This is a genomic window from Fodinibius salicampi, assembly GCF_039545095.1.
Lineage (GTDB): Bacteria > Bacteroidota > Rhodothermia > Balneolales > Balneolaceae > Fodinibius > Fodinibius salicampi.
On record NZ_BAABRS010000003.1, the window covers coordinates 545,567 to 568,360 of the forward strand.

19 protein-coding genes are annotated in these 22,794 nt (G+C 41.7%); 6 read left to right on the forward strand and 13 right to left on the reverse strand.

Going from position 1 to position 22,794, the window contains the following annotated elements:
* The first annotated feature begins 11 nt into the window (after positions 1 to 11).
* From ABEB05_RS13465 to ABEB05_RS13475, 3 genes are all read left to right on the forward strand, one after another.
* Positions 12 to 1,400 (forward strand): glycoside hydrolase family 140 protein, encoded by a 1,389-nt coding sequence (locus ABEB05_RS13465; RefSeq protein WP_265790912.1) that lies wholly within the window; start codon positions 12 to 14, stop codon positions 1,398 to 1,400.
* Positions 1,401 to 1,677: 277 nt separating this feature from the next.
* A complete protein-coding gene (locus tag ABEB05_RS13470) occupies positions 1,678 to 3,117 on the forward strand; it encodes an esterase/lipase family protein (RefSeq protein ID WP_265790914.1) in 1,440 nt (479 codons plus the stop codon).
* A gap of 326 nt (positions 3,118 to 3,443) precedes the next feature.
* On the forward strand, positions 3,444 to 5,372 hold the full coding sequence (locus tag ABEB05_RS13475) for a methyltransferase domain-containing protein (RefSeq protein ID WP_265790916.1): 1,929 nt from the start codon (positions 3,444 to 3,446) through the stop codon (positions 5,370 to 5,372).
* A 250-nt stretch (positions 5,373 to 5,622) separates the two neighbouring features.
* Here ABEB05_RS13475 and ABEB05_RS13480 read toward each other — a convergent pair whose 3' ends face one another.
* The 6 genes from ABEB05_RS13480 to ABEB05_RS13505 all read right to left on the reverse strand — a co-directional run bounded on the left by ABEB05_RS13480 (position 5,623) and on the right by ABEB05_RS13505 (position 9,238).
* Positions 5,623 to 6,069, reverse strand: a complete 447-nt coding sequence (locus ABEB05_RS13480) for an SRPBCC family protein (protein ID WP_265790917.1) — start codon at positions 6,067 to 6,069, stop codon at positions 5,623 to 5,625.
* A gap of 11 nt (positions 6,070 to 6,080) precedes the next feature.
* Positions 6,081 to 6,584: a DUF4199 domain-containing protein gene (locus ABEB05_RS13485; protein ID WP_265790919.1), complete on the reverse strand. Its 504-nt coding sequence runs from the start codon at positions 6,582 to 6,584 to the stop codon at positions 6,081 to 6,083.
* A gap of 16 nt (positions 6,585 to 6,600) precedes the next feature.
* The gene (locus tag ABEB05_RS13490; protein WP_265790921.1) at positions 6,601 to 6,996 is read right to left on the reverse strand and encodes a VOC family protein; all 396 of its coding nucleotides are present in this window, start codon (positions 6,994 to 6,996) and stop codon (positions 6,601 to 6,603) included.
* Positions 6,997 to 7,083: 87 nt separating this feature from the next.
* On the reverse strand, positions 7,084 to 7,668 hold the full coding sequence (locus tag ABEB05_RS13495) for a Crp/Fnr family transcriptional regulator (protein ID WP_265790923.1): 585 nt from the start codon (positions 7,666 to 7,668) through the stop codon (positions 7,084 to 7,086).
* A gap of 539 nt (positions 7,669 to 8,207) precedes the next feature.
* The gene (locus ABEB05_RS13500) at positions 8,208 to 8,513 is read right to left on the reverse strand and encodes a putative quinol monooxygenase (protein ID WP_265790925.1); all 306 of its coding nucleotides are present in this window, start codon (positions 8,511 to 8,513) and stop codon (positions 8,208 to 8,210) included.
* A gap of 278 nt (positions 8,514 to 8,791) precedes the next feature.
* Positions 8,792 to 9,238, reverse strand: coding sequence for a DinB family protein (locus tag ABEB05_RS13505; RefSeq protein WP_265790927.1), 447 nt, complete (start codon positions 9,236 to 9,238; stop codon positions 8,792 to 8,794).
* A gap of 185 nt (positions 9,239 to 9,423) precedes the next feature.
* Here ABEB05_RS13505 and ABEB05_RS13510 point away from each other — a divergent pair, with 185 nt between their 5' ends.
* Positions 9,424 to 10,404 (forward strand): GlxA family transcriptional regulator, encoded by a 981-nt coding sequence (locus ABEB05_RS13510; RefSeq protein WP_265790929.1) that lies wholly within the window; start codon positions 9,424 to 9,426, stop codon positions 10,402 to 10,404.
* A gap of 34 nt (positions 10,405 to 10,438) precedes the next feature.
* Here the strand turns inward: ABEB05_RS13510 and ABEB05_RS13515 are convergent, their stop codons facing one another.
* The 6 genes from ABEB05_RS13515 to ABEB05_RS13540 form a co-directional block, all read right to left on the reverse strand.
* On the reverse strand, positions 10,439 to 10,834 hold the full coding sequence (locus ABEB05_RS13515; RefSeq protein ID WP_265790931.1) for a hypothetical protein: 396 nt from the start codon (positions 10,832 to 10,834) through the stop codon (positions 10,439 to 10,441).
* Positions 10,835 to 11,089: 255 nt separating this feature from the next.
* Positions 11,090 to 11,845, reverse strand: a complete 756-nt coding sequence (locus ABEB05_RS13520) for a hypothetical protein (RefSeq protein ID WP_265790933.1) — start codon at positions 11,843 to 11,845, stop codon at positions 11,090 to 11,092.
* 254 nt (positions 11,846 to 12,099) lie between these two features.
* Entirely contained in the window at positions 12,100 to 12,453 is a 354-nt protein-coding gene (locus ABEB05_RS13525; RefSeq protein WP_265790935.1) for a VOC family protein, read from the reverse strand.
* Positions 12,454 to 12,768: 315 nt separating this feature from the next.
* Positions 12,769 to 14,454 carry a hypothetical protein gene (locus ABEB05_RS13530; RefSeq protein WP_265790937.1) on the reverse strand — a complete coding sequence of 562 codons (1,686 nt, stop codon included), beginning with the start codon at positions 14,452 to 14,454 and terminating at the stop codon, positions 12,769 to 12,771.
* 324 nt (positions 14,455 to 14,778) lie between these two features.
* Complete coding sequence (locus tag ABEB05_RS13535) at positions 14,779 to 14,937, reverse strand: hypothetical protein (RefSeq protein ID WP_265790939.1); 159 nt, start codon at positions 14,935 to 14,937, stop codon at positions 14,779 to 14,781.
* A gap of 1 nt (position 14,938) precedes the next feature.
* On the reverse strand, positions 14,939 to 15,148 hold the full coding sequence (locus tag ABEB05_RS13540; RefSeq protein ID WP_265790941.1) for a hypothetical protein: 210 nt from the start codon (positions 15,146 to 15,148) through the stop codon (positions 14,939 to 14,941).
* A gap of 737 nt (positions 15,149 to 15,885) precedes the next feature.
* Between ABEB05_RS13540 and ABEB05_RS13545 the strand changes: the two genes are divergently transcribed.
* Positions 15,886 to 17,061, forward strand: a complete 1,176-nt coding sequence (locus ABEB05_RS13545) for a serine hydrolase domain-containing protein (RefSeq protein WP_345694295.1) — start codon at positions 15,886 to 15,888, stop codon at positions 17,059 to 17,061.
* 1,122 nt (positions 17,062 to 18,183) lie between these two features.
* Here the strand turns inward: ABEB05_RS13545 and ABEB05_RS13550 are convergent.
* Complete coding sequence (locus ABEB05_RS13550; RefSeq protein ID WP_265790944.1) at positions 18,184 to 20,589, reverse strand: BTAD domain-containing putative transcriptional regulator; 2,406 nt, start codon at positions 20,587 to 20,589, stop codon at positions 18,184 to 18,186.
* A 118-nt stretch (positions 20,590 to 20,707) separates the two neighbouring features.
* Between ABEB05_RS13550 and ABEB05_RS13555 the strand changes: the two genes are divergently transcribed.
* On the forward strand, positions 20,708 to 21,808 hold the full coding sequence (locus ABEB05_RS13555; protein WP_265790946.1) for a hypothetical protein: 1,101 nt from the start codon (positions 20,708 to 20,710) through the stop codon (positions 21,806 to 21,808).
* The last annotated feature ends 986 nt before the right edge of the window (positions 21,809 to 22,794 follow it).

A 22,794-nucleotide genomic window follows, 5' to 3' on the forward strand; every position in this document is an offset into this window, starting at 1 on the left:
AAGTACGATTCATGCCCGACGAGACCGGAACCTGGAAATTTCAGACTAAGTCACAACCTGAAGTTAATGGCCTCGACGGCATAACAGGGCAGTTTGCTGTAGTTGAAGCCGACACTTCGAACCCATTGCTAAAGCACGGAGCTGTACAAGTTTCAGAAAACAATCGCTATCTTACGTATGCTGACGGAACGCCTTTTTTCTGGCTGATGGATACGGCATGGAACGGCGCCCTGAAATCTACTGAACAAAACTGGGAGACATACCTCGATGATCGCCTTTCCAAATATTTTACAGGTATTCAGTTTGTAACGACCCAGTGGCGGGCAGCACATACCGACCGCCAGGGACAGACAGCCTACAGTGGGTATGAGGATATCAAAATTAATCCCGGGTTTTTCCAACGTCTGGATGAACGAGTGAATACCATCAATGAAAAGGGGCTATTAGCTGCTCCGGTTGTGCTCTGGGCACTCGGTGATAAAGAGGAAGTGCCCGGTAAGCTGCCTGAAGATCAAGCTATTAAACTAGGCCGGTACATCACAGCTCGATATGGCGCCCATCATGTCGCTTGGTTTTTGGCAGGGGATGAAAATTTCTCTGAAGAAAGTGGCGAACGATGGAGAAGAATCGGGGATGCTGTATTCCGGGAACCACAGCACGAGGCTCTTGCTACGGTCCATCCCCAGGGACGACAATGGTACCTGGAAGAGTTCCGTGATAAAAGCTGGTACGATTTTATCATTTATCAAAGTAGTCACGGTGGGGGACCGGAAACAATAGGATGGATTCACTCTGGGCCTCCTGCACAGAATTACAATAATGAACCCATCTTACCGGTCATAAATTCTGAGCCAGGATACGAAGACCACATAGCCTGGGAGCGCGATGAGCGACACACCGCCTTTGATATCCGCCAACAGGCCTACTACAGTCTCTTGAGTTCACCAACGGCCGGTGTATCCTACGGTGCTCATGGGGTATGGAGCTGGGAGACCAAACCTTCGGAGCCACTCAATCACAAAGGATCCGGAATTGCTAAACCGTGGGACGGGGCTATGGAGCTGCCTGGCAGTGAAGACCTGAAACACCTTGCCAACCTTTTTAAATCGGCGGAGTGGTGGACCCTACGTCCTGACCAAAAACTGCTCTCATCACAGCCCGGGGGAGACGATCCCACAAAATATGTGGCTACAGCCAGTGCTACCGATGGTGACTTTGCTATTATTTACCTGCCGGAGGGCGGGAAAGTTACGCTGGAGACGGACCAGCTTGCATCGGAGTTAAAGGGGGAGTGGATGAATCCACGTGACGGCAGCCGACAGGAGGCCCAATTCAACGGTTCCGGGACCTATGAGGCACCAAATAGTGAGGATTGGGTACTGTATCTTCATAAAAATTAAGATTCATCTCTTGGACAGTATTAAATAGCTTAATTGTTTTCTTTTTTTGAGTTGGCTAAATCTTTTTTTTACAGAAATATACTCCTCCCTCTTTCATTTACATAAATAACAATACTAACAATTTCCATTCTCTGATGCTTTAAGCAGGGAAAATATAGAACATTTTCTCTTATTTAGGGACTCTCACATCATAAGAGTATTGGTTAAATTAAACGAATTGACTATATATATTATATCTGATTCAATAATTTAGGGATATTAAAATAATGGGGGAGTTATGAATCAAAAATTAATTCTATTTATCCATGGTCTAGGTGGAAGGGGCGAGGAAACGTGGCAGCATAATAGTTCGGGGTTTTTAGATTTAATAAAAAATGATGAAAATCTCTCTACTCAATATGATGTTGGTTATTATGAATACCCGACCACTTTATTTAGAATACCTTTCTTTAGCCAAGCACCCAAAATCCAGACCTTATCTGATGGTTTAAGGACTCAGATTAATAACCTTTACTCAAGTTATACATCTATTGTTCTGGTTTGCCATAGCTTGGGTGGATTAATTGCTCGCCAGTACCTGGTTGAAGAAATACAAAATAACAAGGTTCTGAGAATTGAAAAACTACTCTTGTATGCCGTTCCAAATAATGGGGCTCAGCTTGCTTCAATAGCAAAGTTTATTACATGGCGACATAATCAACTTTCTCAATTATGTAAAAAGTCCGCTTTCATTAAAACCCTCAATGAGGAATGGGCTCGATTAAATGTCGAAGAACAAATAGACATTAAATACATAGTCGCCGGAATAGATGCTGTTGTTCAGGAAAAAAGTGCTAAAAGTTTTTGGGGGAATCAAAGAGTCGAAACTATAGTGGACAAGGGACATATAAATCTTGTTAAACCTACCAGTAATGATGATTTGAGCTTCGTTTTACTGAAAAATTTTATTGATCAAACAAGATCAAATGTAATCACATTTGACCTTTCTCATGGTCAAGAAAATTGGGACAGCTATAAAGAATTTATTGACGGTTTTTCAGAAGAAAAACTTGAAGTTAAATCAGATCTACTAAATGAGCGAAGCCAAATTGACCGATCATCCGTAATGTTTTTTGCTCCTCCTTTTGAATCACAAATCTTAGATAGAGAAGCAGAATACATCAAAACATGGGTCTATGAAGGAGGGGGATTATTTTTAATGGGATATTATGCCGCTGACACCCATCATGGTGGGAATCCAAGTCGCATTGCCAGGGAGTTCGGTTATAGTTTTGGGGATGATCTGGTAGCTCCTAATGATATCAATAAAAATAAAATTCGCGTTCATGTTAATGTACTGGATGATAAGTATGCTGTTAAGCTTGAGGTAGAAGATATTGATCATGCAATAACAAAAGATGTAAATAAGATAGGTTTCATATCTTCATGCACCATAAATACAGACTTTGGGAGCAGAGAGTTAGTTTTAACATTAAATAGTCCATCAAATTCCAGGATTTGGGATCCAGAAGGACCAATCGGACCTAAAGAGTACAAAAGAAGAACAATCCATACTTGGAATGTTAGGGAAACGGCTTCTGTACCTCTTTTAATAGCTTTTGAATATGGGAAGGGCAGAGTTGTGCTATCCAGTAGTTGGAAAATTACTACTTTAAAATATGGGGATAATCCACAATTAGTAAAAAATATAGTCGGCTGGCTATCAAATACCGATTAAATTATTAATAACATGATTTATTGGGATGATGTTAATGGTGTTTTTAAAGTATGCCTACCGGGGTGACACCATCGTAGCAATCCAGGAATAAATGGTTTAGATAAACTGCGCTTATTTACCTACTAAATACTCGGTTGGTATTAATTCTACTGATGGGTTCGCTGGCATCCACTGGCGGATTCAAATAAGGAAGGAGGGTCGACTTTAGCAAAAAATTCCGTAATTTAATTAGTAATTATAAGGAGGGACGGGTTCGAAGTTTATTATGCCAAACCCAATAGACTCCCAGCGAATATATTCAAAGATTATAAGTGACAGGCTATTTTATGGAAAAGGGAAGCAACCAGGTACAGAAATCTTCTAAGCATTCAAAAACGTTAGGACCCGTTGAGAGCCTTGAACAATATTTGACCTCGGATTGGTGGAAACGAATTTTTAATTCCATGTACTTAAAAACAGATGCCGATGTTGTGGAAGATCCTCGAATTACTGAAAAGGAGGTAACCACCTTCCACGAAATTCTCAATATCGAGGATGGAAATACTATTTTAGATCTTGCCTGCGGACAAGGACGTCATCTTATAGAACTGGCTACCCGAGGAAGTTATAACTTATTCGGATTAGATCGCTCACGTTACCTGATCCAAAGAGCCAGGAGGATCTCAAAGGAAAAAGGACTGTCCATTGCCTTTAAAGAAGGAGATATAAGGAAATTGCCATATCCTGCTGATTCCTTTGATTATGTAACAAATCTCGGCAATAGCTTTGGGTATTTCGAAACCCTTGATGATGATATTAAAATACTTGAGGAGATATTCCGAGTATTGAAGCCCGGAGGAAAAGTATTACTGGATATTGCCGACGGTAGCTATATAAGGGAAAACTTTACCCCAAGAAGTTGGGAATGGATTGATGATAAGCATTTTGTTTGCAGGGAACGATCATTGGCGCAAGATAATGAACGGCTCATCACAAGGGAAATCATTACACATAGCGAAAAAGGGGTGATCGTTGATCAATTTTATGCGGAGCGGCTATACACAAAAGAACAGTTGTCCGACCTTATTGAAAGAGCAAATTTCCAAAAGGTAAGTTTTCACGGAAATACCAAACCTGAGTCCCTCCGCGATCAAGACCTGGGCATGATGGAGCAGCGGTTTATCCTCACAGCCAACGCGGTTAAGGAACGGACGTCCCAGAAAAACCAGAAAAAAGTGCGAAACGTGGTTGTGGTGATGGGTGACCCTTCTCTCAGGGACGCCGTTAAACCGGATGCAGTATTTGATTCGGATGATTTTGATACCATTGAAAAGCTTGTAGAAGCACTTAATAAATTAGATAATTATAAGTTTAACTATCTGAATAATCACAAAACGTTGGTTTCGGATTTACAACAAATACAGGATAAAGCGGATATTGTTTTGAACTTATGTGATGAGGGGTTTGAAAATGATGCGACCAAAGAATTGCATATCCCTTCTCTTCTGGAGATGCTCAACATCCCTTATACGGGATCAAATCCCCAGACGCTGGCCTACTGCTATGACAAATCACTTATAAGAGGCATCGCTACCGAAGTGGATGTGCCTGTTGCCGATGCTTTTGTCATAACGGAAAACGAAAAGTTATTTGAACTTAATGTTCCTTTTCCGGTCATTGCCAAGCCTAATTTCGGCGATTCAAGTTTTGGAATTACAAAAAATAATGTGGCCCATTCAGTCGAGGAGCTTGCAGATGCCATATATAGAATACGGAAACAGTTTGGGTATGCCAAACCAATACTGATTGAAGAATTTTTAACCGGTGCTGAACTGTCCGTCGGTGTTGTCGGAAATACGGAAAAATACACTGTGCTACCCATCATTGAAGAGGACTATTCTAATTTGCCTGACCACCTGCCCAAAATATGCGGCTACGAAGCGAAATGGTTACCGGATTCTCCCTATATGAACGCCCTGAAATCTATTCCGGCCTCCATACCGCCACATACGGAACAGGCACTCATTCACCACAGTCTCAAGCTATTTAAAAGATTAGACTGCAGAGACTATTGCCGTTTCGATTGGAGATTAAACAGTAAGGGAGAACCAAAGCTTTTAGAAGTAAATCCAAATCCCGGATGGTGCTGGGACGGCCATTTAGCTAAGATGTGTAGTCTTGCTGAAATGGATTATTCACAAATGCTTGGGGCAATATTAGACGCGGCAGCAATGCGACTTAATCCGAGAAATTATCCGAAGATAAATGTAGATTAACGTACGTCTGGTATACTCATATCTGCTTTTGATGTTGTATATAACCCATAAAAGTCAGAAAAATTATCCGGATATTTAAATTCTGCCATTAACCCTTCCGGCTTTCAAGGGGTCTTCAAGAAAGACGGGAAAACCGGGCGAGTAATTACTGAGACAGCAGTACACGTCAATGCAATGAAAACAAACGTAATTAACCCTTTTAGCGTCCCCATTTTATTTATCCCACACCGAGTTGTTGTATGGGGAGCGGTTATTTTTCCTCAACCACTTTCTTGAAAGAAGTCATGGTGTCAATCCATCCCTGTACACAGCCGTTATAAAATTCGTCTGCTATTTCATCGTCAGGAAAACCTCTCTGGCTGACCCTCAGCGTTGTTCCGGAGTCACCGGGCTCGAGAGTGAATTCCACATCCAGATCAGCTTCAAAGGGGAGGGTACCATCTTTCGACCGATACTGAAAGTGAGTTAACAATAATAATTCCGGTTTTACTATTTTAGCAATTTTTGCAACGGAGATATAATCCGGATGATCAATGTCATCGCCCCAGGTTACCGCATAAATTCCTCCTTCTTCAGGCATTACAATGGCACTGCTGGCATACCACCATTTCTTAATCATTGAAGGTTTGAGCAGTACGTCAAATGCTGTACCAGGATCTGAGTTTATGGTATACTCCTGTGTAATTTCTCGTGCCATCTTTTTGAGGATCAAATGTCATTTTCCCTGGTGGGGGTATTCTTTTTCGTGAAAAAAGCCACCACCGACGTGGTGAGTATTCCCATAATCAGCGCTCCGACCATTCCCATGATAATATAATTTTTTGTATTAAATTGACCTTCGGCAGCTTCCCGCGTCATTTCTCCCTGCTGAACCGAATATTCAATAATGTTGGTAAAGAAATCGGGCGTAATAACGACCGTGGTTATATACTGGGTTATTGGCGTTAGCACCGTTACAATCACCGTAATAATCAATCCGGAAAGGAACCCCTGCTTATAGTTCATTACCCCGTTATAATCATTTTTCCGCTTATCGAGGAGGGCAAACACGTAAACGGCAATGGCTGGAATGGCGAAAAAGTTGGTATAAATAGCATGCTTATCGATATGGGTATCGTGGAGGCCGATCACTCTTTCCAGCAGCATCCATGCCAACATTGTAGCTACAAAAATTAGCGCCCATTTAATCTCGGTTCTAAAACTATTAAACATAGGAATCACCAGCTTTTTAATTCATTGAATGCAGTCCGAAGGTGTTTCCTTCACTATCCATACAAATGGAACAAAAACCAAATTCTCCAATTGAAAACTTCTCTTTCTGGATTTTACCTCCGGCCTTTTCCACGCGCCCTTCTTCAACACTGCAATCATCGCAGGTGAAATAAACCATAGTGCTGTTTCCTCCGGACTCCACACCTTCGGCCTTTACAAGAGCACCGCTTGCATTGGGTTCATCATTAACGAAAGGGAAGCCGAGCATCTGGAACACAGGGTCTTCCTTCTCCTGACCTTCGTCTGGGACAATAATTTCCTCCATTTCAACTCCTAAAACCTTTTCGTAGAACTTTCTGGCTCGGTGCAAATCCTGCACATAAATTTCGAACCAATTGACTGGATTTTTCATAGCATTGATGATTAGGTGAATAGTTCAAAAAACAACAATTAAAAATGCAGATTTTTTTAATAAATCATCTTGCCATATGACAAGAAATTACGTCTTATTTGCAACTTCTTTTCGAATTCGGCTCAGGGATGAATCCGTAATGCCAAGGTAAGAAGCGATATATTTAAGGGGAGCCTGCTGTATGATTTCGGGATGTTCTTTTCGAAGGGTCAGGTATCTCTCGGTGGCCGAATCGGTGATCATGGAAAGCGAACGCTGCTTGGTGGAGAACAGTACTTCAGACATCCAGTCGCGTCCCCATGCGGAAAAACCCGGAATCTTTTGAAATAACTGCTGAAAGGTATCCAGACTGATTTTCCAGCATACGCAATCCGTAAGGGTGTGAATATTTTCTTTAGTTGGAGTTCGCAGAAACAGGGAAGCCACTTCAATGACAACTTCATCGGAACTAAAAAACCCGGTGGTTACTTCTTCCCCTTCACTGTTTGTGGCAAAAGAACGTATCAACCCACTTTCCAGACAGTAATACTCATTGGGTACTTGTTCCTCTTTTAAAAGGTAGTCGCCTTTCTTCATAACCACTTTATCATGGGCAGAACAGATTATTTGAAGTTCATCGGAATTCAATTCAGGATGTTGATAAATCTTCTTTAACATAGTGTATTTGTCCATACCCTCAGTTTTCCCAATCCTGGCTTGTAATAAGTATTCCCTAAGATTTATTTAACAAACTTATTGTGTATTGTAAAATCATATTTTAACATAGGAAATCCTGAAAGGGTCTCTGAGGAGAAGGGCCTTTACTTTGTCAAAGCCTAGCTTTCCTATTCCGATAGATCTTTATATGTCATAGTTAGGCGTTCCCTGCATAATAGACAAAGAGGTCATTTTCGATCGTGCGATGCGAAGGCTATTGTTGCTAAGAGAAGTGCTAACAGAACGGAGCAACAAAAAACAGCTTTTTCAAAATTTCCGGAAGGGGCATATTACTTCCTACCTCATGGAGTTCTAAGTACATACCGAATGTACTTACTACTCCATTCGCACTGTACTTACCGGAACATACCGAGTGTACTTCTAACTACCCTCGCACCGTAGCTAGAAGTACAGGGCATACCAACTAAAAAACGATTATGGGTTATCCTCTACTGACGGGGATCATAAATAGATCCCGGGGAATAGAGAGGTTCATGCTCTCTTTGGCCATAGTATTACGCTTCGTCCAGTATTTCATACGTCTCTGGTTGCGGTGATTCAACGAACGCGCCGGATACGGCCGAAACGAACTTCTCCACATCTGCGCCCGCTAGAAACGCGTCGCGTTCGTCTTTTGAGATCCACTGCTCGACGTTAACCGTTACGGCAGGATTCTCTGCGGAGCGAAATACACGATACTCAATGCAGCCGGACTGCTTGCGTGCTGCATCGGCGACATCACGCAAGGCTTGTTGAGCAATCTTTTCTTCTCCGGGTTTGGCTTCAGCAGTTGTCATGACAACAAAATCGGAGTTTTCCATTTCAGTCAGGTTTTCGAATGATTTGGTATTTCAATGCAGGTAGCCCGGATTTCTCATCAAGAAATTTGTTCTTCAGCAAGGCGAAGGAAAAATAGTAGCGGAAACGTACCTTGGTACGTTGAGCACGCTACTTTTACCTTCAACGCCGCTGATGGGCAAAGTTCACAGTATGTTACACTGTTATTATTTTTTGATCGCAAACTTTGTTATAAGTTTAATCTATATCATGAGGTTACAACAATACACCATAAATATTTGTGAGAAATACGGAATAGTTTTCAATGCTTCTTTCCCTTCACGATAGCCGATGCTATTTGTCCGCAGTGATGGGAATTGTGATAGAGGGTGATTGCCAAAAGGTTAATTCGTGAAAGCTTCCCAAACCAAGTAGTCTCTATTTCCTCAAGCCATTCATTCTCTGATGTTTCATTTACCAACTTCTCAAGCTTAGTGTAACCATCTTCAACAAGCATACGACTTGTTTCAAGGTCATAATCTTTTCCTGTATCTGTTTGCCCCATCGTTGTTCCTTCAACGTCTGTTTCATACCCAAAGAATTGCGCCATTAAATTAGTTGCTTCACCAATATGTCTATAAATGAAACCGACTGATGCAGTTTCTTCCGTTAAACGGAAATCGACGTTATCCGTATTTATGTCTTCTAAGATTCTAAAACAGTCTTTTCGGCTCTGTTCTACCATTTGAAGTAAAATCTGTTTTTGCATGTACTTTAATTTTTAGTAAAGATTTTTTGCTGGTGCCTGTATGATTATATGCAGTCGACCGCTCAATGTTTTAACGCTCATACAACAAGTAAACAGTCTAAAGACTACTTTGCCAGTGGGTAAAATAGACTTTATAGTGGGTTGATTTAGACATCCTTAAGTTTCTACCTTAATAAGAAAACATTATGAATCACCTTACTATCATCGTTCCTGAGGGACAAAATAACCTGGAAAGCATTGTAGGTCCTTACAATATATTTACAAGAGCTAATAAGCTTTGGGAGAAAAGCGGTAAAAGATCATTATTTGAAATCGAATTAGCCGGCACCTCAAAAGAAGTGGATTTCTATGGCGACTTGTTTTCCGTGAAGCCACAGACCAACATATCGTCTATATCCAAAACCAATCTCATCATTATTCCCTCGCTGAATCATAATTATCAAAAAGCGGTAAAGGGAAACGAAGAGTTAATTAACTGGATTGCCAAACAGTATAAAAACGGAGCTGAAGTGGCAAGCATATGCACCGGTGCATTTATACTTGCATCTACAGGGTTGCTGGATGGAAAAAGCTGCTCTACCCACTGGTCTGTTGCGGACAATTTCGAAAAGATGTTTCCCGAAGTGGATTTACAAACGGATAAATTGATTACAGATGAATATGGTATTTATACAAATGGCGGGGCTTACTCTTTCCTGAACCTGATGATTTATCTTGTTGAGAAATATTATGACCGGCAAACAGCTATTTTATGTTCCAAAGTATTTCAGATAGAAATGGACAGGCAAAGCCAGTCGGCATTTGTCATATTTAAAGGGCAAAAGATGCACGGGGATGAAATAATCCAACAGGCGCAAGCCCATATTGAAAGTAATGTAGATGAAAAAATATCAGTCAAGCAACTGGCCTCCCAATTTGCGGTCAGCCGACGGCAATTTGACCGAAGATTTATCAATGCCACGGGAAATACTCCGTTTGAATATATACAACGGGTAAAAGTAGAAGCAGCTAAAAAACAACTGGAGGTAGACAGTAAAACGGTTACGGAAGTAATGTATGAGGTGGGCTATTCCGATGCTAGTGCGTTTCGCAGGGTATTTAAAGAAATTACGAGTCTAACACCCGTGGAGTATAGGAACCGGTATAATAAAGAGACGGTGGTTTGATAAGACATTGACAAAACATCTTTGAAGTACTTGTTTAAGTGTTTTTGCTTTTACTTAATAAACTTCGGGCTTTTTCATTGGTTAATTTTCTTGCATGTCCAATTGCATGTACATTTTTTGCCCCAGAATATTCAGCAATTTCGGTTAACGCATGTCTTTCAATCTCTGAAAGACCGTCATCCATTTTTTCAATTTGCTGATTCACGACATTAAATCCTCTCTGAAATATTAATATCTTTGCTGCCCATTTGCTTAACATTGATCTTAGCAACATTTGCGCATTCTCAAAATGGGCAAGTACCAGTCTGGAATTTGAAAATTTTTTAGAAGCATTCCTTGATATAGTTTCTCCATTGTCTAATCTGGTTATTTCTATTCTATCAGAGAATAGCTTTATATAAACAGGTATAGGCTTAAACAGGTCTAGCAAGGAAAAACAAATTTATTTCCTGATCTAGTTGAAAACACTTAACGGTAATGATGCATAAGGGACACACGCATAAATGTTGATTTTGCTAAATAATAAACGAGAAGACAAAAAGCCAGAAGTTAAGTAGGCAGGCCCTGCTCACCGGAGCTTTGAGACTTAAAGCGCAGAGGAGCAAGAGGGGGGAAGTATTTTCCGAAAAGAAGCTTCTTCCTTAGGTTAATGATACAATCGTAATACATATATCAAATTAACCCGTCAAAAATTAAAATCCATCCCGATCTGCCAGTCTTCAGCCTGCTTTTGCCATAAAATTACGTAAATGCCGCCGCTTCCACGATGTACTTTGCCAGTAAAATAGCGGCCGACTTCAATAATTTGGGTATCCGAAGTCTGTCGCAGGTACGCTACTTCGAGATCAACCTGGTAATTCGGGTTTTTCATGTATGCATAGCGTTCCGTAATCCCCGAATGGCCGTCTGAGCGCATTCCATTGCTAAAATACACCGCATCTTTTGTATAAGAAGTACGGATATGTTCCGCCGGGTCATGCCTATTAGCAAATTCAATCCATTCTTTTCTCTCGTTGTTCAATTGCTGTTTAGCAGAATCTGAAACATTGGAGTCAGAAGTTTGAGCAAGCAAAATATCGATCTCTTTACTCCACTTGGTTTCTGTCTTCCTCCAGCCCGTTAGCAATGAACACACCTTTTGATCCAGCGAAACGTCTGCCAGCGTAAGAAATCGAAATTGATCATGCTCGAATTGTTTTATTTGCTGATAGTCAGCCAGTTCCCCGTCAATCCCAAAATCATCCACAGGATTCTCTTGGCTTGAGAAGGTAGGATTCCCATTAAAATATAACAGGTATCCTTTAGGAAATAGCAGTTGTTGAAATGACTCTCCCTTGTTGACTGATGAAATCCAATCATTTTGTATGAAAGCAAAATCAGGTTGTGAATAGGCCTGTAATGAGATAAAAGTAAACAGAACGGTAATATAGAATGGTTTCAATATGCCAGTCATTGGTTTATAGGTCCATATCTATGCTAAAAACAGAATACATAATATCCCTTCCTCGCCACAAAATCTATTTTCGGATTATAGACGAAGCTTCAAACAAATCCCCGGCAAGTGCAATGTAATTTGGGCCTAACATAAGGGTAGAATAGTGGTTAGTTTATTTTAATGTACTCTAAAACTGAACAAATCGAAACCGATAGCTAACGCGAGGCATAATTTATTTACTTGGCTGTTCAGTTTGGCCGCTACTGATCTGACCAAACAGCCAATTCATTACCACTTGGTTCTGTGAAATGAAACCTGCGTCCTCCGGGAAATGAAAAGATTGGTTTTATGATCTTTCCACCCGCTTCCTGAATTTTAGCCTGGGTAGCTTCCAAATCATTACTGTAAAATATAATCAGAGCAGCCCCATTTTCCGTGCTGCTTTTTTGATCAGCCTTAAAAAAGCCCCCTTCTAATCCCGCATCTGCAAAGGCAGTATACTCAGGGCCATAATCTTCAAAGGACCATCCAAATACCTTTTTAAAGAACTCTTTTGTAGCTGATAAATTATTAGAAGGAAATTCTACATAATTTATTGATTCGTGCTTACTCATAGGATTAAAATTTATATTATAGGATCCAGCCTCTTTTTTCCTGTGTAAATTGCAAATAGCCTATACATATAACAATTTAAATTACAGTATTCTTACAAAATTAATTTAAATGATTTTGGGGAAGGCGTTAAGTATGGCTAACAATCTGATGTATAAGAAGCGCAAAGAGCGAGGACCACTTGCCTGTACGAGTTAGCCTTTTGTGGGAGGGGGGGGACAAGGCAAAAAAGAATCAACAGATCTTTTCTTCATATTGCATTTCAAGGGATTGGTGTAAAATAATATATCCAGCATAGTTAATAAGCATTTATCCGATCAATAATGCGTATGGTTGGCGATGCGATTCTTTATATAGTCCGGGTCGAACTTCCTGTCTTCTGAAGTGGACGGATCGCGATGACCGTAAATGCGAAGTCTGCCATCACCCAGAGTGATGACCTCATCAGCGCCATTCCCCGTAAAGTCAAACATATGATAAACCATATCCCCAAAATAAAGGGTGCCGCTGCCATCATCCTGCATTTTGAATTTGTGCCAGAACAGGTCCTCCTGTCCGTCACCATCCCAGTCTCCTTTCACAAAAACAGGATTCCCGTTGATCGGCTTTTCAGGCCACAGTTTAACCAGCTCACCGTCCGGGGTATACCACTGCACCTGGGCCCAAAGATAATGCTCACCGGCTGACCGGTTTCCGTAGGTCCGCGCGCCAAAAGCCACCTGCGGGCCTTCAACACCTTGAAGGTAGTTCCCGGTTTCAACCTGCTGGGTATGTTCGGCCGTATTTTGCCAGAGGATATCTCCGTTTCGGGAATCGTAAACCAATGCCCCGACTTCACTGTGGGCCGCAATCATCTCGTCAACGCCATCTCCGTTCAGGTCGTCAAACCGGTAGCTGTCCACATGATCACGGTTGTTGTAAAACAGGTCAAACCGGTTCCATATCTCCTCTCCTTCAGGACTTAGAAGCATAGAACCGACCGCCACTTCATCTTTCCCGTCACCTGTAAAGTCACGTGGATAGACATAATGGCCCAGGTGATCTTTCTGTTTATCTTCCTTGTGCTTCCAGATCCGTTCCAGCTCGCTGCTGTAGGCCGATACATTACTTTGGCCGCCATGATCGGTATACACGATAACATTATCCGGGTAGCCGCCATCAAGGTTGCCGACGGCTAAGCGAAAATTATTATAGGCATGAGGCAGCGGGGCTGTGGGCCATTCCGCTTGATGTATGATTTCTCCCGTCTCCCCATCGGCTGCTACCAGCCATTCGGTTCCATTTTCATAATACCAAAAAATTGCCTCTGAAGCTCCATCCCGGTCCAAGTCCCATACTAGACCCGGCGCCTCGAAACTAGCCCGCCGGTCGCTATACTCCTCCGGTGACTCCCACGCCCAAAGCTGCTCCCCCTTGTTATTAAATCCGATGGCGGAATAGTCCGGCGTGAGCAGAAGGAAATCGGTTTGCCCGTTCCCTGTCAGATCACCAAACTTGACAGAGCTGGCTTCCGGGATGTCGTAATCTTTTAATAACTTCACATCCGGGTGAAATTCATGTTTTGACAGATCCTTTTCCGTAAAATCTTTGTTTTTTGTCAGCACAAGAACATCAAAAACGGGTCCGTCATCTATTTGCATTAGCCGAACCGGAACCGTGCCCTTTTGCAGCTCAAACGTCCCGTTATGGACCACGTCCATGGGGGCATTCCCCACGAGTCCGTCACTAAGCTTGTTATCCACAGCAATTCTCATATAACTCTCCTCGTTCCCGTGAGTGCGGGCGAAAAGATGCCAAGTTCCCTCTTCGGGGATATCCACATCAATGACATACTGAGACCGGGAGCCGATATAGAGTCCGGTATTATTGAATACCCAGGAAAGATCAAGCCGATCGGCGTCGGTGATATAATGATCGTGCTGCAGGCGATCGAGAAAGTCGGATGCATCAACGACCACCGTTTGGCTATAGCCGTAGCCAGCTGGCAGACAAATCACGGACATGAGCAGAATACACAATATTTTGACAGGTAATATAAGGCGGTTCAGCATACTCATGGTCATAATGGTGGTTTCATTCAAATTTATGTCTGCTGTCTGTGGGTGTATTAAAAAAGCCCAACGCGGACCGGTGTGCCGTCCGTACTATTTCGAAACTACAACATCAGGAAGGCGCTGTTTGATTCTGTGTTGATATGATAAATAACGAACGGAAAGCAAAAAAGCCAGAAATTGGGAGTGCCGGCTCACCGAAACCTTGGGGTAGGAGAGCAAGGTGTGTCAGTTTAAAGGTTGGTTATACGCTGATCAATACGTCAAAATTGAGGACTATTTGATCGGCTGAACGAAAGCTGTTTCGCGGATTACCTGCCATTGGCCTTCTTCATGGATAAGTTGGATGCTGAATACTAACTTCTCGGGGCGGTACGTTCCCTTGAATGGCAGGTTGGCAATCACAGGTAAAAATTCAAAAAGAGATCCCTTCAATTCAATCTAAAACAGATACGGAATAAACCATGATCGTTTGTTGGCCAATGTCGTTCTGATTAATCCCATAAATATTTTGCCCGTGAATTTGCTGAACATTGAATGTGCTTGGCAATGTAACAGATGCAACCAATAATCCCTCATCATCTAAAATTATCCACGTGTTCACATCGTCTTCCAACTCTCCTAAATTGAACCATGGTCGTCCCATATCATCTATCTGTAAGTCTACAAATGCCGGATGGTAGCCTGGAATCAATTGATAGGTGGGATCATCAGGACATGTATCATATTCCTCAATATCCTGCGCGGTTACTGGTTGATAATGACCCAGTGCTTAAGGAGCAGGCGCCATTCTGTTGAAATTGTTTACTATTACTTACAAAAGGTTAACTAATAAATGGCAGGCGGAAAAGAAAGGGCGCTTGTCCTCCGAAGCCATGCCTTAAGCTTCGGCTGATTGTAGGTGGGAGGCCCGTCCCCTTAATACACGGATTATATCTCATCGGGAACAATATCATCTGGTTACTGTGAGGTTCCAGCCTCTAATTCTGAAACTCGGCTAAACTTCAGGCACTGCGGTCGTTTCCAACTTCATATTGGTGGTTAGTTTAATAGCACATAAATTCACCTCTAAACAAACTACTTGAGTATATTTCTTTGATATTTTTGCGAATTCCTGCAGCCAAGGTTGCCTAGGTAAAGTATTTTTCACATTCTCTAAGACTTATCCCGATTTATTTGCGATTGGAAGCCAATATGAATAATCATTATGTTAACTTTCACTCTGTACAATAAGTTACATTCGAACTAAATTTTAGCTCAGTGCTGTTTTATAGAAGTTAGTTTGTAATATTTGTTGGTTATAACTGGTACCAACAACAGGAACAGCAATTTTAAGCCACACATCGATATTCTGTGATTCGGATTTTCTCTGCATTTCTTCTAATGATTATTATTTTGGGGTTTCATTTGGCCTTTACCGATATCAAGTCGGAGCCCGAAGTTGTAGAGCCTGAACCCGAGGTGTGGGTGATGGATGAATCCTTGGCTCTCTACCTGGAACAATTTGAACACAATTTTGAAGAAGGGCTAAACGCCAATCTCATCCCCGGGGCAGCAGTTGCCATCGTAAAGGATGGTCGGGTTGTATTACAAAAAGGCTTTGGTGTAAAAGAGAAAGGGAAGGGAGAAGAAGTAGATGAACATACCGTATTTAGATTGGGAAGTGTATCTAAAGGTTTCGCATCGGTTCTGACGGGAGTATTTGTAGAAGAAGGAGTCGTAAGCTGGAATATGCCTGTATCCCATTACGTGGAACAATTTAAGCTGAATAATCCGGACCAGACTGATCGGGTTCAAATTAGGCATTTATTATCTCATACCTCAGGTTTACCACGCCATGCGTATACGAATTTGGTGGAAGATGGACTTTCCTTGAACCGCATTATACCACGATTGGAACAAGTTCCTTTGATCGCAAAAGAAGGTGAACAACTTGCCTACCAGAATGCGGCCTATTCAACGATAGAAAAAGTGCTGGAAGTCCAAACCAACGCCGATTTTAACACACTGCTGGATGAAAAACTGTTCGAGCCATTAGCGATGGATCATTCCTCGGCAAGCTATGACAGCATACGATCTTCCGGAAATACAGCTTTGCCTCATGTGTATTATTCCCGATCACGGGGGCACGTTCCCACTTCCATTTCAAAGAAATATTACAATGCAGTTTCTTCCGGCGGGATCAATGCTTCTGCCTCAGATATGGGCAGGTGGTTGCTTCTGTTAACAGGGCATTATCCTGATGTTATTTCTGAAGAAACACTTGAAGAGATTTATGATCCGTTAGCTACCATCAATAATCGACGATTTAGCAGGTATTGGGATGGGGTGAACAAATCGCATTATGGAATGGGTTGGAGAGTTCTTGATAATCATGGTCAGAAGATTGTATACCACGGAGGATATGTAAACGGATACCGTAGCGAAATAGCTTTTTCTCCTGATGATGGTGTGGGAATCTGCATTCTTATCAATACCCACTCTAGCTATCCGTTAACAGTTATTCCAGACTTCTTCAATCACTTCAAATCAAATTCTTCCGAGGTTATTTCAGAGTGAGGTATAACGACCTTACGCATTAGCAGTTTGGAGACTATGCACCCAATTTAACAGACAAAACGATAATCGCAATGTAGAGGGCCATAATCAAGCTTTTACCAATCCGCTTGATGCCGTTATTATAGGGTGCCTTATGAGTAAACTTGAAATTATTTAACGGTCGGAGCTATGCAAGTGCGGATTTCGGTGCCGGATTCTCTTCAGCTACCCATAAGGCTAGTAAAAAAAGGTGGGGAGTTGTGATCTCTCCAGTGGTTTCAAGTTGCTTCAGTGATAGCGAACTCAACACTGTATCATTAGGAACATCCTGCAGATGATAATGGCTATCAAACAGGCCGGGAATCAAGTATTTTCCAGAACCGTCAATCACCCTATGGGAATGATTAATTTCATTTCGTCAATTACTTGCAATGGTGTCATCCTCTACATAGACGTTCACGCCCGATTGAACACCCTTTCCGGTCCTATCAATCAGGAATACGTTGGCAATAATTAAATCGAATTCAGGCTCATCATTATTAGAACATGCTGAAATGAAGAGTAGTAATGGCAATTATGAGTCAAGACTTATCCATGTCCAAGTTCAATTTATGTAATGATCACCAGCATTAGCATTTTACAATTCAGCTCGTGCTAGCTTCATTTATAATTTTAAATTCATGTTCTCATCGAAATAAAAACTTATATAACGTCTTGCTGCAACGGCTCAGAGAAGACCCACTCTAAGGCGTTTGCTTCATAAGACCCATGAGTATTAATGTAGAAATGAGAGTATATCAAAGTATTTATTGTACGAACTGCGTTGTTTTTAACTGTAAGCCCTATAACGACCCAGCGTTTAAGCGGAAGGCGCAAGAATGTTGAGTTGATTAATAATGAACGGAAAACTAAAAAACAGAACAGACGCCGTGCCCTCCAAAGCCATGCCTAGTGCTATAATCTTCAGCCGAATATCACTTTAGCGCAGGAGGGAGACCTGCCAAGTTGATACGCTGTTTATGCTTCCATTATTTTCTTTTAGTTAATATGGAGAAAATAAGTGGTACTTAAATAGTAGCTTACAATATATTCTTCAAAAATTCCTTTTAAAATAAGGGATGTATATTTTGCCTGAAAAAGTATCTACAGAACGTCAAACTTCCGTTCAAGTTTCGTTTCAACAAGTTTCTTAAATCGTACATCGCTGCGAATTGAATCAAATATGGGATCAATAAATACGCGATGGTTGAATCTTAGATTTTGGTCTATAAGCTGTAATGCAACTTCTATTTCACCAATCATTAATGAAGAGTAAAGTCGTGGCGGGTTAGGTAAAGAATCATTTTTAAAGCTTTTAAGAGTTTCAGCCCTTTGCCCCATTGCTGCAGAGATGATGGTTTTTTTCCAACCGGTATTATGTCCCCATATTTCATTAAGCATTGTACTTGCATTCTCAATTAATGCAATGGCCTCTTCTTCTCTACCCTTGTTAAAAAGTTGTTGGCTCCGTTTTAAACGGGCTGTACTCAAATACTTTTTAGTATTGGGATATAAGCTGCCAAGTTTTAACGAGGTCTCCAGTTCTGTGATAGCATTTTCATATTTTCGATCACAGTAATAGGTATATCCTAAACCATGGTGGGCCGCCCAGGATACTGGGTCAACGCTTACGGCTTTCTCCATTTTAATTAAGGCCTCATTAATATCGCCCATTCTCAAATGATGCCATCCATATTCAACTAATGTTTCACTGTGACTGGGATTCAACTCCAATGCCCGCTCGAATGAATTTTTACTCTGTTCCCAGTTTCTGTATACATACCCGTAAGCAATGGCCTGTACCAGATAAGCATTAACCATTGTTGAATCCAGGGAAAGAGCCTTTTCAGAAGCTTCCATTGCTAATCTTGATGCATTTTCAATAGATATTCCTTCAACTCCTGTCACATTTTTATTGAATCTGGAAATTCGCCCCAGGCGTTGAATCGCTAGTGCCAATTCAGAATAGGCTGGAGCAAATGTTGAATCGATGTTAATAGATTCTTCAAAATACTCAACGGCACTAACAATATTGCCGGGTTCATTCATATCCAACAAATATTTACCCCTCAGATAAAGATGGTATGCAATTTCATTTACATCTCTTTGGTCGGAAATATACTGTCGTTCTACAGGCAGCAATTCAGCCTCAAGTTCATCCGCTATATGAGTTGCAACTTCACTCTGCACAGCAAGAATATTTTCCATTCTTCTGTAGTAGCTTTTCGTCCATAAGTTATGACCGGACCGGGCATTGATTAATTTAGCGGTAATCCGGATATCGTCTCCGGCTCTCTGCACGCTTCCCTCAACAACTGCGTTAACTCCAAGTTCACGAGCAATTTCCCGAATACCCTTTTGCTGACCCAGGTATTGCATTACTGAAGTTCGGGAGATCACTGACAAGTCGGGCACGCGCGCCAACTTTGTAAGTATTTCTTCGGTCATCCCGATGCTAAAATAATCAATGCTGTCAGGTGCATTAATATATGTAAATGGCAAAACCGCTATAGTATGACCTTCGCCGATTATGCCTGCGGACTGTTGGTTTGGCTGCCAGCTCCAAGTATAGAATCCTATTAACAGAATGATGATACCAGCAACGATTGCCCCTGCAGGCCAAAATATCATTTTTTTACTCGTGGGTTTAACAGGCGGTTGATCTGAAATTTTGTTAGCTCCCCGTGTATTTTCTTCAGCAGAGCTTGCCTTTGATTTTTTATTAGGGGAGAAAGATTGGGGATTTTCTGGGGCTATATCTTGCTCATTTTGGGCCTGTTTAGAGAAATATCCTTTCTTTAGGTTTTTAGCAAGCAACTGAAGGTCATCGGGAGGTTGTACTCCCAATTCTTTCTCCAGATGCAATTTATACTCATCGTAGGCTCTTACAGCATTGCTATTTAGACCATTGCGTACTAAAAGTTTTAAATAGCTACTCTGGTGCTGCTGGGACAAAGGTATCAGCTGTATAGCTTTTGCCGCCATCTCTACTGCGTAACTGATGTTACCTTCCTCTTCTAATTCATCAGAAAGTAAAATGTATCCATCGGCCGCCCGCTTTCGGAGTCTTGCTCTTTCTCTATCAAGCCAGTCCTGAAAATGATTGGAAATTTTTTTTACGTGTAATCCCTGAAGCATATCTCCCTTATAGAAGTCAATAGCTTTTTGGAATTGACCTTTGTCCATTGCCTCCTCAAATTCTATTACATCACACCAGACCAGATCCCTATTTATAGCTATTTCTTCCATGCCCCTGTTAATGATAATCTCCTTTCCCAAAGCATCCCGAATATTATAAAGAAGATTGCTGAGCGCATTCCTGGCATTTTTTTGGCCCATATCAGGCCAAAAAATAGCTATTAACCTATCTCTTCTGTGATACCCGCGGGGGCGGGCAAGCAGTAGATATGTAAAAAGAGCTAATCTTTTTGGCCCATACAAAAACGAGTGATCATGCTCCTTGTTGTCCTCTTGGATAGTTAAGGAGCCGAGAATACGAAAGTTAATCATATCATTGCCGGATAAATTTCTTTCTTAGTTGCAATCTAAGAGGAATAACGGATTAAACAAAGAGGGCTCCCTTATAGTAATACTGAACCTAAATCTATTCACCTAAAAACGAGGTCTTATGAAACATTTTAAATGGTTCTATTATCAGTTACATACAGTATCACTAGTAATAATATTCTTAATGTTTTCCGCCTGCTCGGATTTTCAAAGTTCTTCCTTTGATATAGAAAAAGTTAACGCGGATAAAAATAGCCAGCAGAAATCAAAACTTGTTGTAAAAGGCGGGCCAAACGTGGTTGAAATAACCACCGAACACGACCATGATTCCGATGAACACCTATTCAACCTGAATGTAAACGAAGTGCCGGAAGGCTGGACTCGATTTAGATTGAAGAATGCCACTCATGTTGATCATTTCTTCCTTCTATATGAGGTACCTCAGGGAGCGATAGACGCTGCCGAGGCTGCAAATCAAACGTTATTAGATCACTGGTACCAAACTGTTACCGCACCCTTTCAAGAGGAGTGGAACCCCTACATAAATGGGGATATCGGGTTTGGAGTCTTTGTGAATAATTTATTTGGTGCAGTGCTGTCTTCCGCGCCTTGGTTTCCAAACGCAATAACGGTTGGGGGCCCGGGAATAACCTCTCCAGGACAGGTCTCAGAGACAACAGTGCACCTCACCGAGGGGGTCTATATTGCAGAATGTTATGTAAGAGATGAAAATGGGGAATTCCATTCTTATAACGGAATGTTGGAAATGGTTACAGTTACGGGTCAAGCTTCCGGTGAACGGGAACCGCGTGCCACTATGGACGTAATGATTTCGCAATCAGGAATAGAGAACCCAGAACTAGTGCGTCCCGGAGCACATACTGTCGCCATTCATTTCGGGGAGCAACCAGCTTTCGGTTATGAGCACTTGTTGGGCCATAATGTACAGCTTGTATATTTTGATGAGGGTTATGATTCGCAGTTACTTGAAGAATTGGGGATATGGATGGACTGGACTGAAATGGATGGTCTCGTAAACCGAGCTCCGGAGGGAGCCACTTTCATCGGTGGTGCTATGGAAATGCTGGGTGGCAACACGGCATATTTCAACGTCAACTTAGTACCCGGTGATTATGCATGGATAGCAGAAGTACCCGATCCGCAATCAAAAGGAATGCTAAAAACGTTCACTGTTCCTTTTGGCAATACAGCTGCCCAGTGAAGCACTAATTGAGTTCATTGACTGCCGTGACTAATATTTGAAACGCTTGAGCAAGCTGTATAATCAAGCCCTGACTTATGAATATAGTCAGGGCTTGATTAATATCGCACTTATTTTTCTAATGTTTTTATTCCGGAGAATAACGAAATTACGCATAACCGGCACACGAATTAAGGTTGATTAGTTAAATAACGAACGAAGGGCCTAAAAGCCCAAAAAGGTGACGGGGCATCCCGCTGAAGCACTGATTATGTTGCGTATGAACCCTCCACAATTGGCAGCAACCTTGAGCCATGTAGTGCAGCATTTCGATGGTCTTTCCCAGCCAGATACTCTTTGTTAGAAGCCAAACCCATAAACGCTTTACGTGATTTGTGGCGAACAAGAAGCATCCAATCCCATTGCTCTGCTTGCGGTCCAATCAGGAACGTTCCGCGACTCCCTTGAAATACAACTTCACTGCCGATTGCATTAAGCAAAGGAAGAGTATGTTTTATATATCTCTGGTAGCCTTTCTTCCCTGAAATTGATTCCGTTGGGTTTAGTTTTGGGAAGTCAGAATAATCGGCCAGCTCTCAAAATTGTAGCAGATTTAGCATATAAAACTCCTCAGGTATATCTTGGGAGAAGAATACTTTTCCCGACTCTTGTGTGGCTTCCAGATAGTACTGATCCATTTTTTCCTTTAATTAGGATTTAGTTTTAGAAACATAACAATCCCGCGCTTAAGGTGCTGGCGCCAACGTACTGAAATTGTTTACAAATGAAAGGTTAACTACGGGCAAGAACAGGTGCTATGTTCTCCGTAGCCAGGCCTGCGCTATAAGCTATCGGCCGATTATCAATTTAGCGCAGGAGGGATGTTTGTCCGGTATTATGCATTAGAAAGAGGACACCTGTAGATTGGTAAGAATCCACATTCACTACCAACCCAACAGGAGGTCCTCTTATGAATACAACTACACATTACGCAGGAATGGACATTC

Bases quoted from the DNA above. Each gene is read 5' to 3' on its own strand.
- ABEB05_RS13540 (WP_265790941.1), bottom strand. From the start codon at position 15,148: ATGGGACGACCATGGTTCAATTTAGGAGAGTTGGAAGACGATGTGAAC.
- ABEB05_RS13490 (WP_265790921.1), bottom strand. From the start codon at position 6,996: ATGAAAAATCCAGTCAATTGGTTCGAAATTTATGTGCAGGATTTGCAC.
- ABEB05_RS13500 (WP_265790925.1), bottom strand. From the start codon at position 8,513: ATGGAAAACTCCGATTTTGTTGTCATGACAACTGCTGAAGCCAAACCC.
- ABEB05_RS13555 (WP_265790946.1), top strand. From the start codon at position 20,708: ATGAAACATTTTAAATGGTTCTATTATCAGTTACATACAGTATCACTA.
- ABEB05_RS13545 (WP_345694295.1), top strand. From the start codon at position 15,886: ATGATTATTATTTTGGGGTTTCATTTGGCCTTTACCGATATCAAGTCG.
- ABEB05_RS13470 (WP_265790914.1), top strand. From the start codon at position 1,678: ATGAATCAAAAATTAATTCTATTTATCCATGGTCTAGGTGGAAGGGGC.
- ABEB05_RS13495 (WP_265790923.1), bottom strand. From the start codon at position 7,668: ATGGACAAATACACTATGTTAAAGAAGATTTATCAACATCCTGAATTG.
- ABEB05_RS13485 (WP_265790919.1), bottom strand. From the start codon at position 6,584: ATGTTTAATAGTTTTAGAACCGAGATTAAATGGGCGCTAATTTTTGTA.
- ABEB05_RS13480 (WP_265790917.1), bottom strand. From the start codon at position 6,069: ATGGCACGAGAAATTACACAGGAGTATACCATAAACTCAGATCCTGGT.
- ABEB05_RS13525 (WP_265790935.1), bottom strand. From the start codon at position 12,453: ATGAGTAAGCACGAATCAATAAATTATGTAGAATTTCCTTCTAATAAT.
- ABEB05_RS13505 (WP_265790927.1), bottom strand. From the start codon at position 9,238: ATGCAAAAACAGATTTTACTTCAAATGGTAGAACAGAGCCGAAAAGAC.
- ABEB05_RS13475 (WP_265790916.1), top strand. From the start codon at position 3,444: ATGGAAAAGGGAAGCAACCAGGTACAGAAATCTTCTAAGCATTCAAAA.
- ABEB05_RS13530 (WP_265790937.1), bottom strand. From the start codon at position 14,454: ATGTCCGTGATTTGTCTGCCAGCTGGCTACGGCTATAGCCAAACGGTG.
- ABEB05_RS13465 (WP_265790912.1), top strand. From the start codon at position 12: ATGCCCGACGAGACCGGAACCTGGAAATTTCAGACTAAGTCACAACCT.
- ABEB05_RS13510 (WP_265790929.1), top strand. From the start codon at position 9,424: ATGAATCACCTTACTATCATCGTTCCTGAGGGACAAAATAACCTGGAA.
- ABEB05_RS13550 (WP_265790944.1), bottom strand. From the start codon at position 20,589: ATGATTAACTTTCGTATTCTCGGCTCCTTAACTATCCAAGAGGACAAC.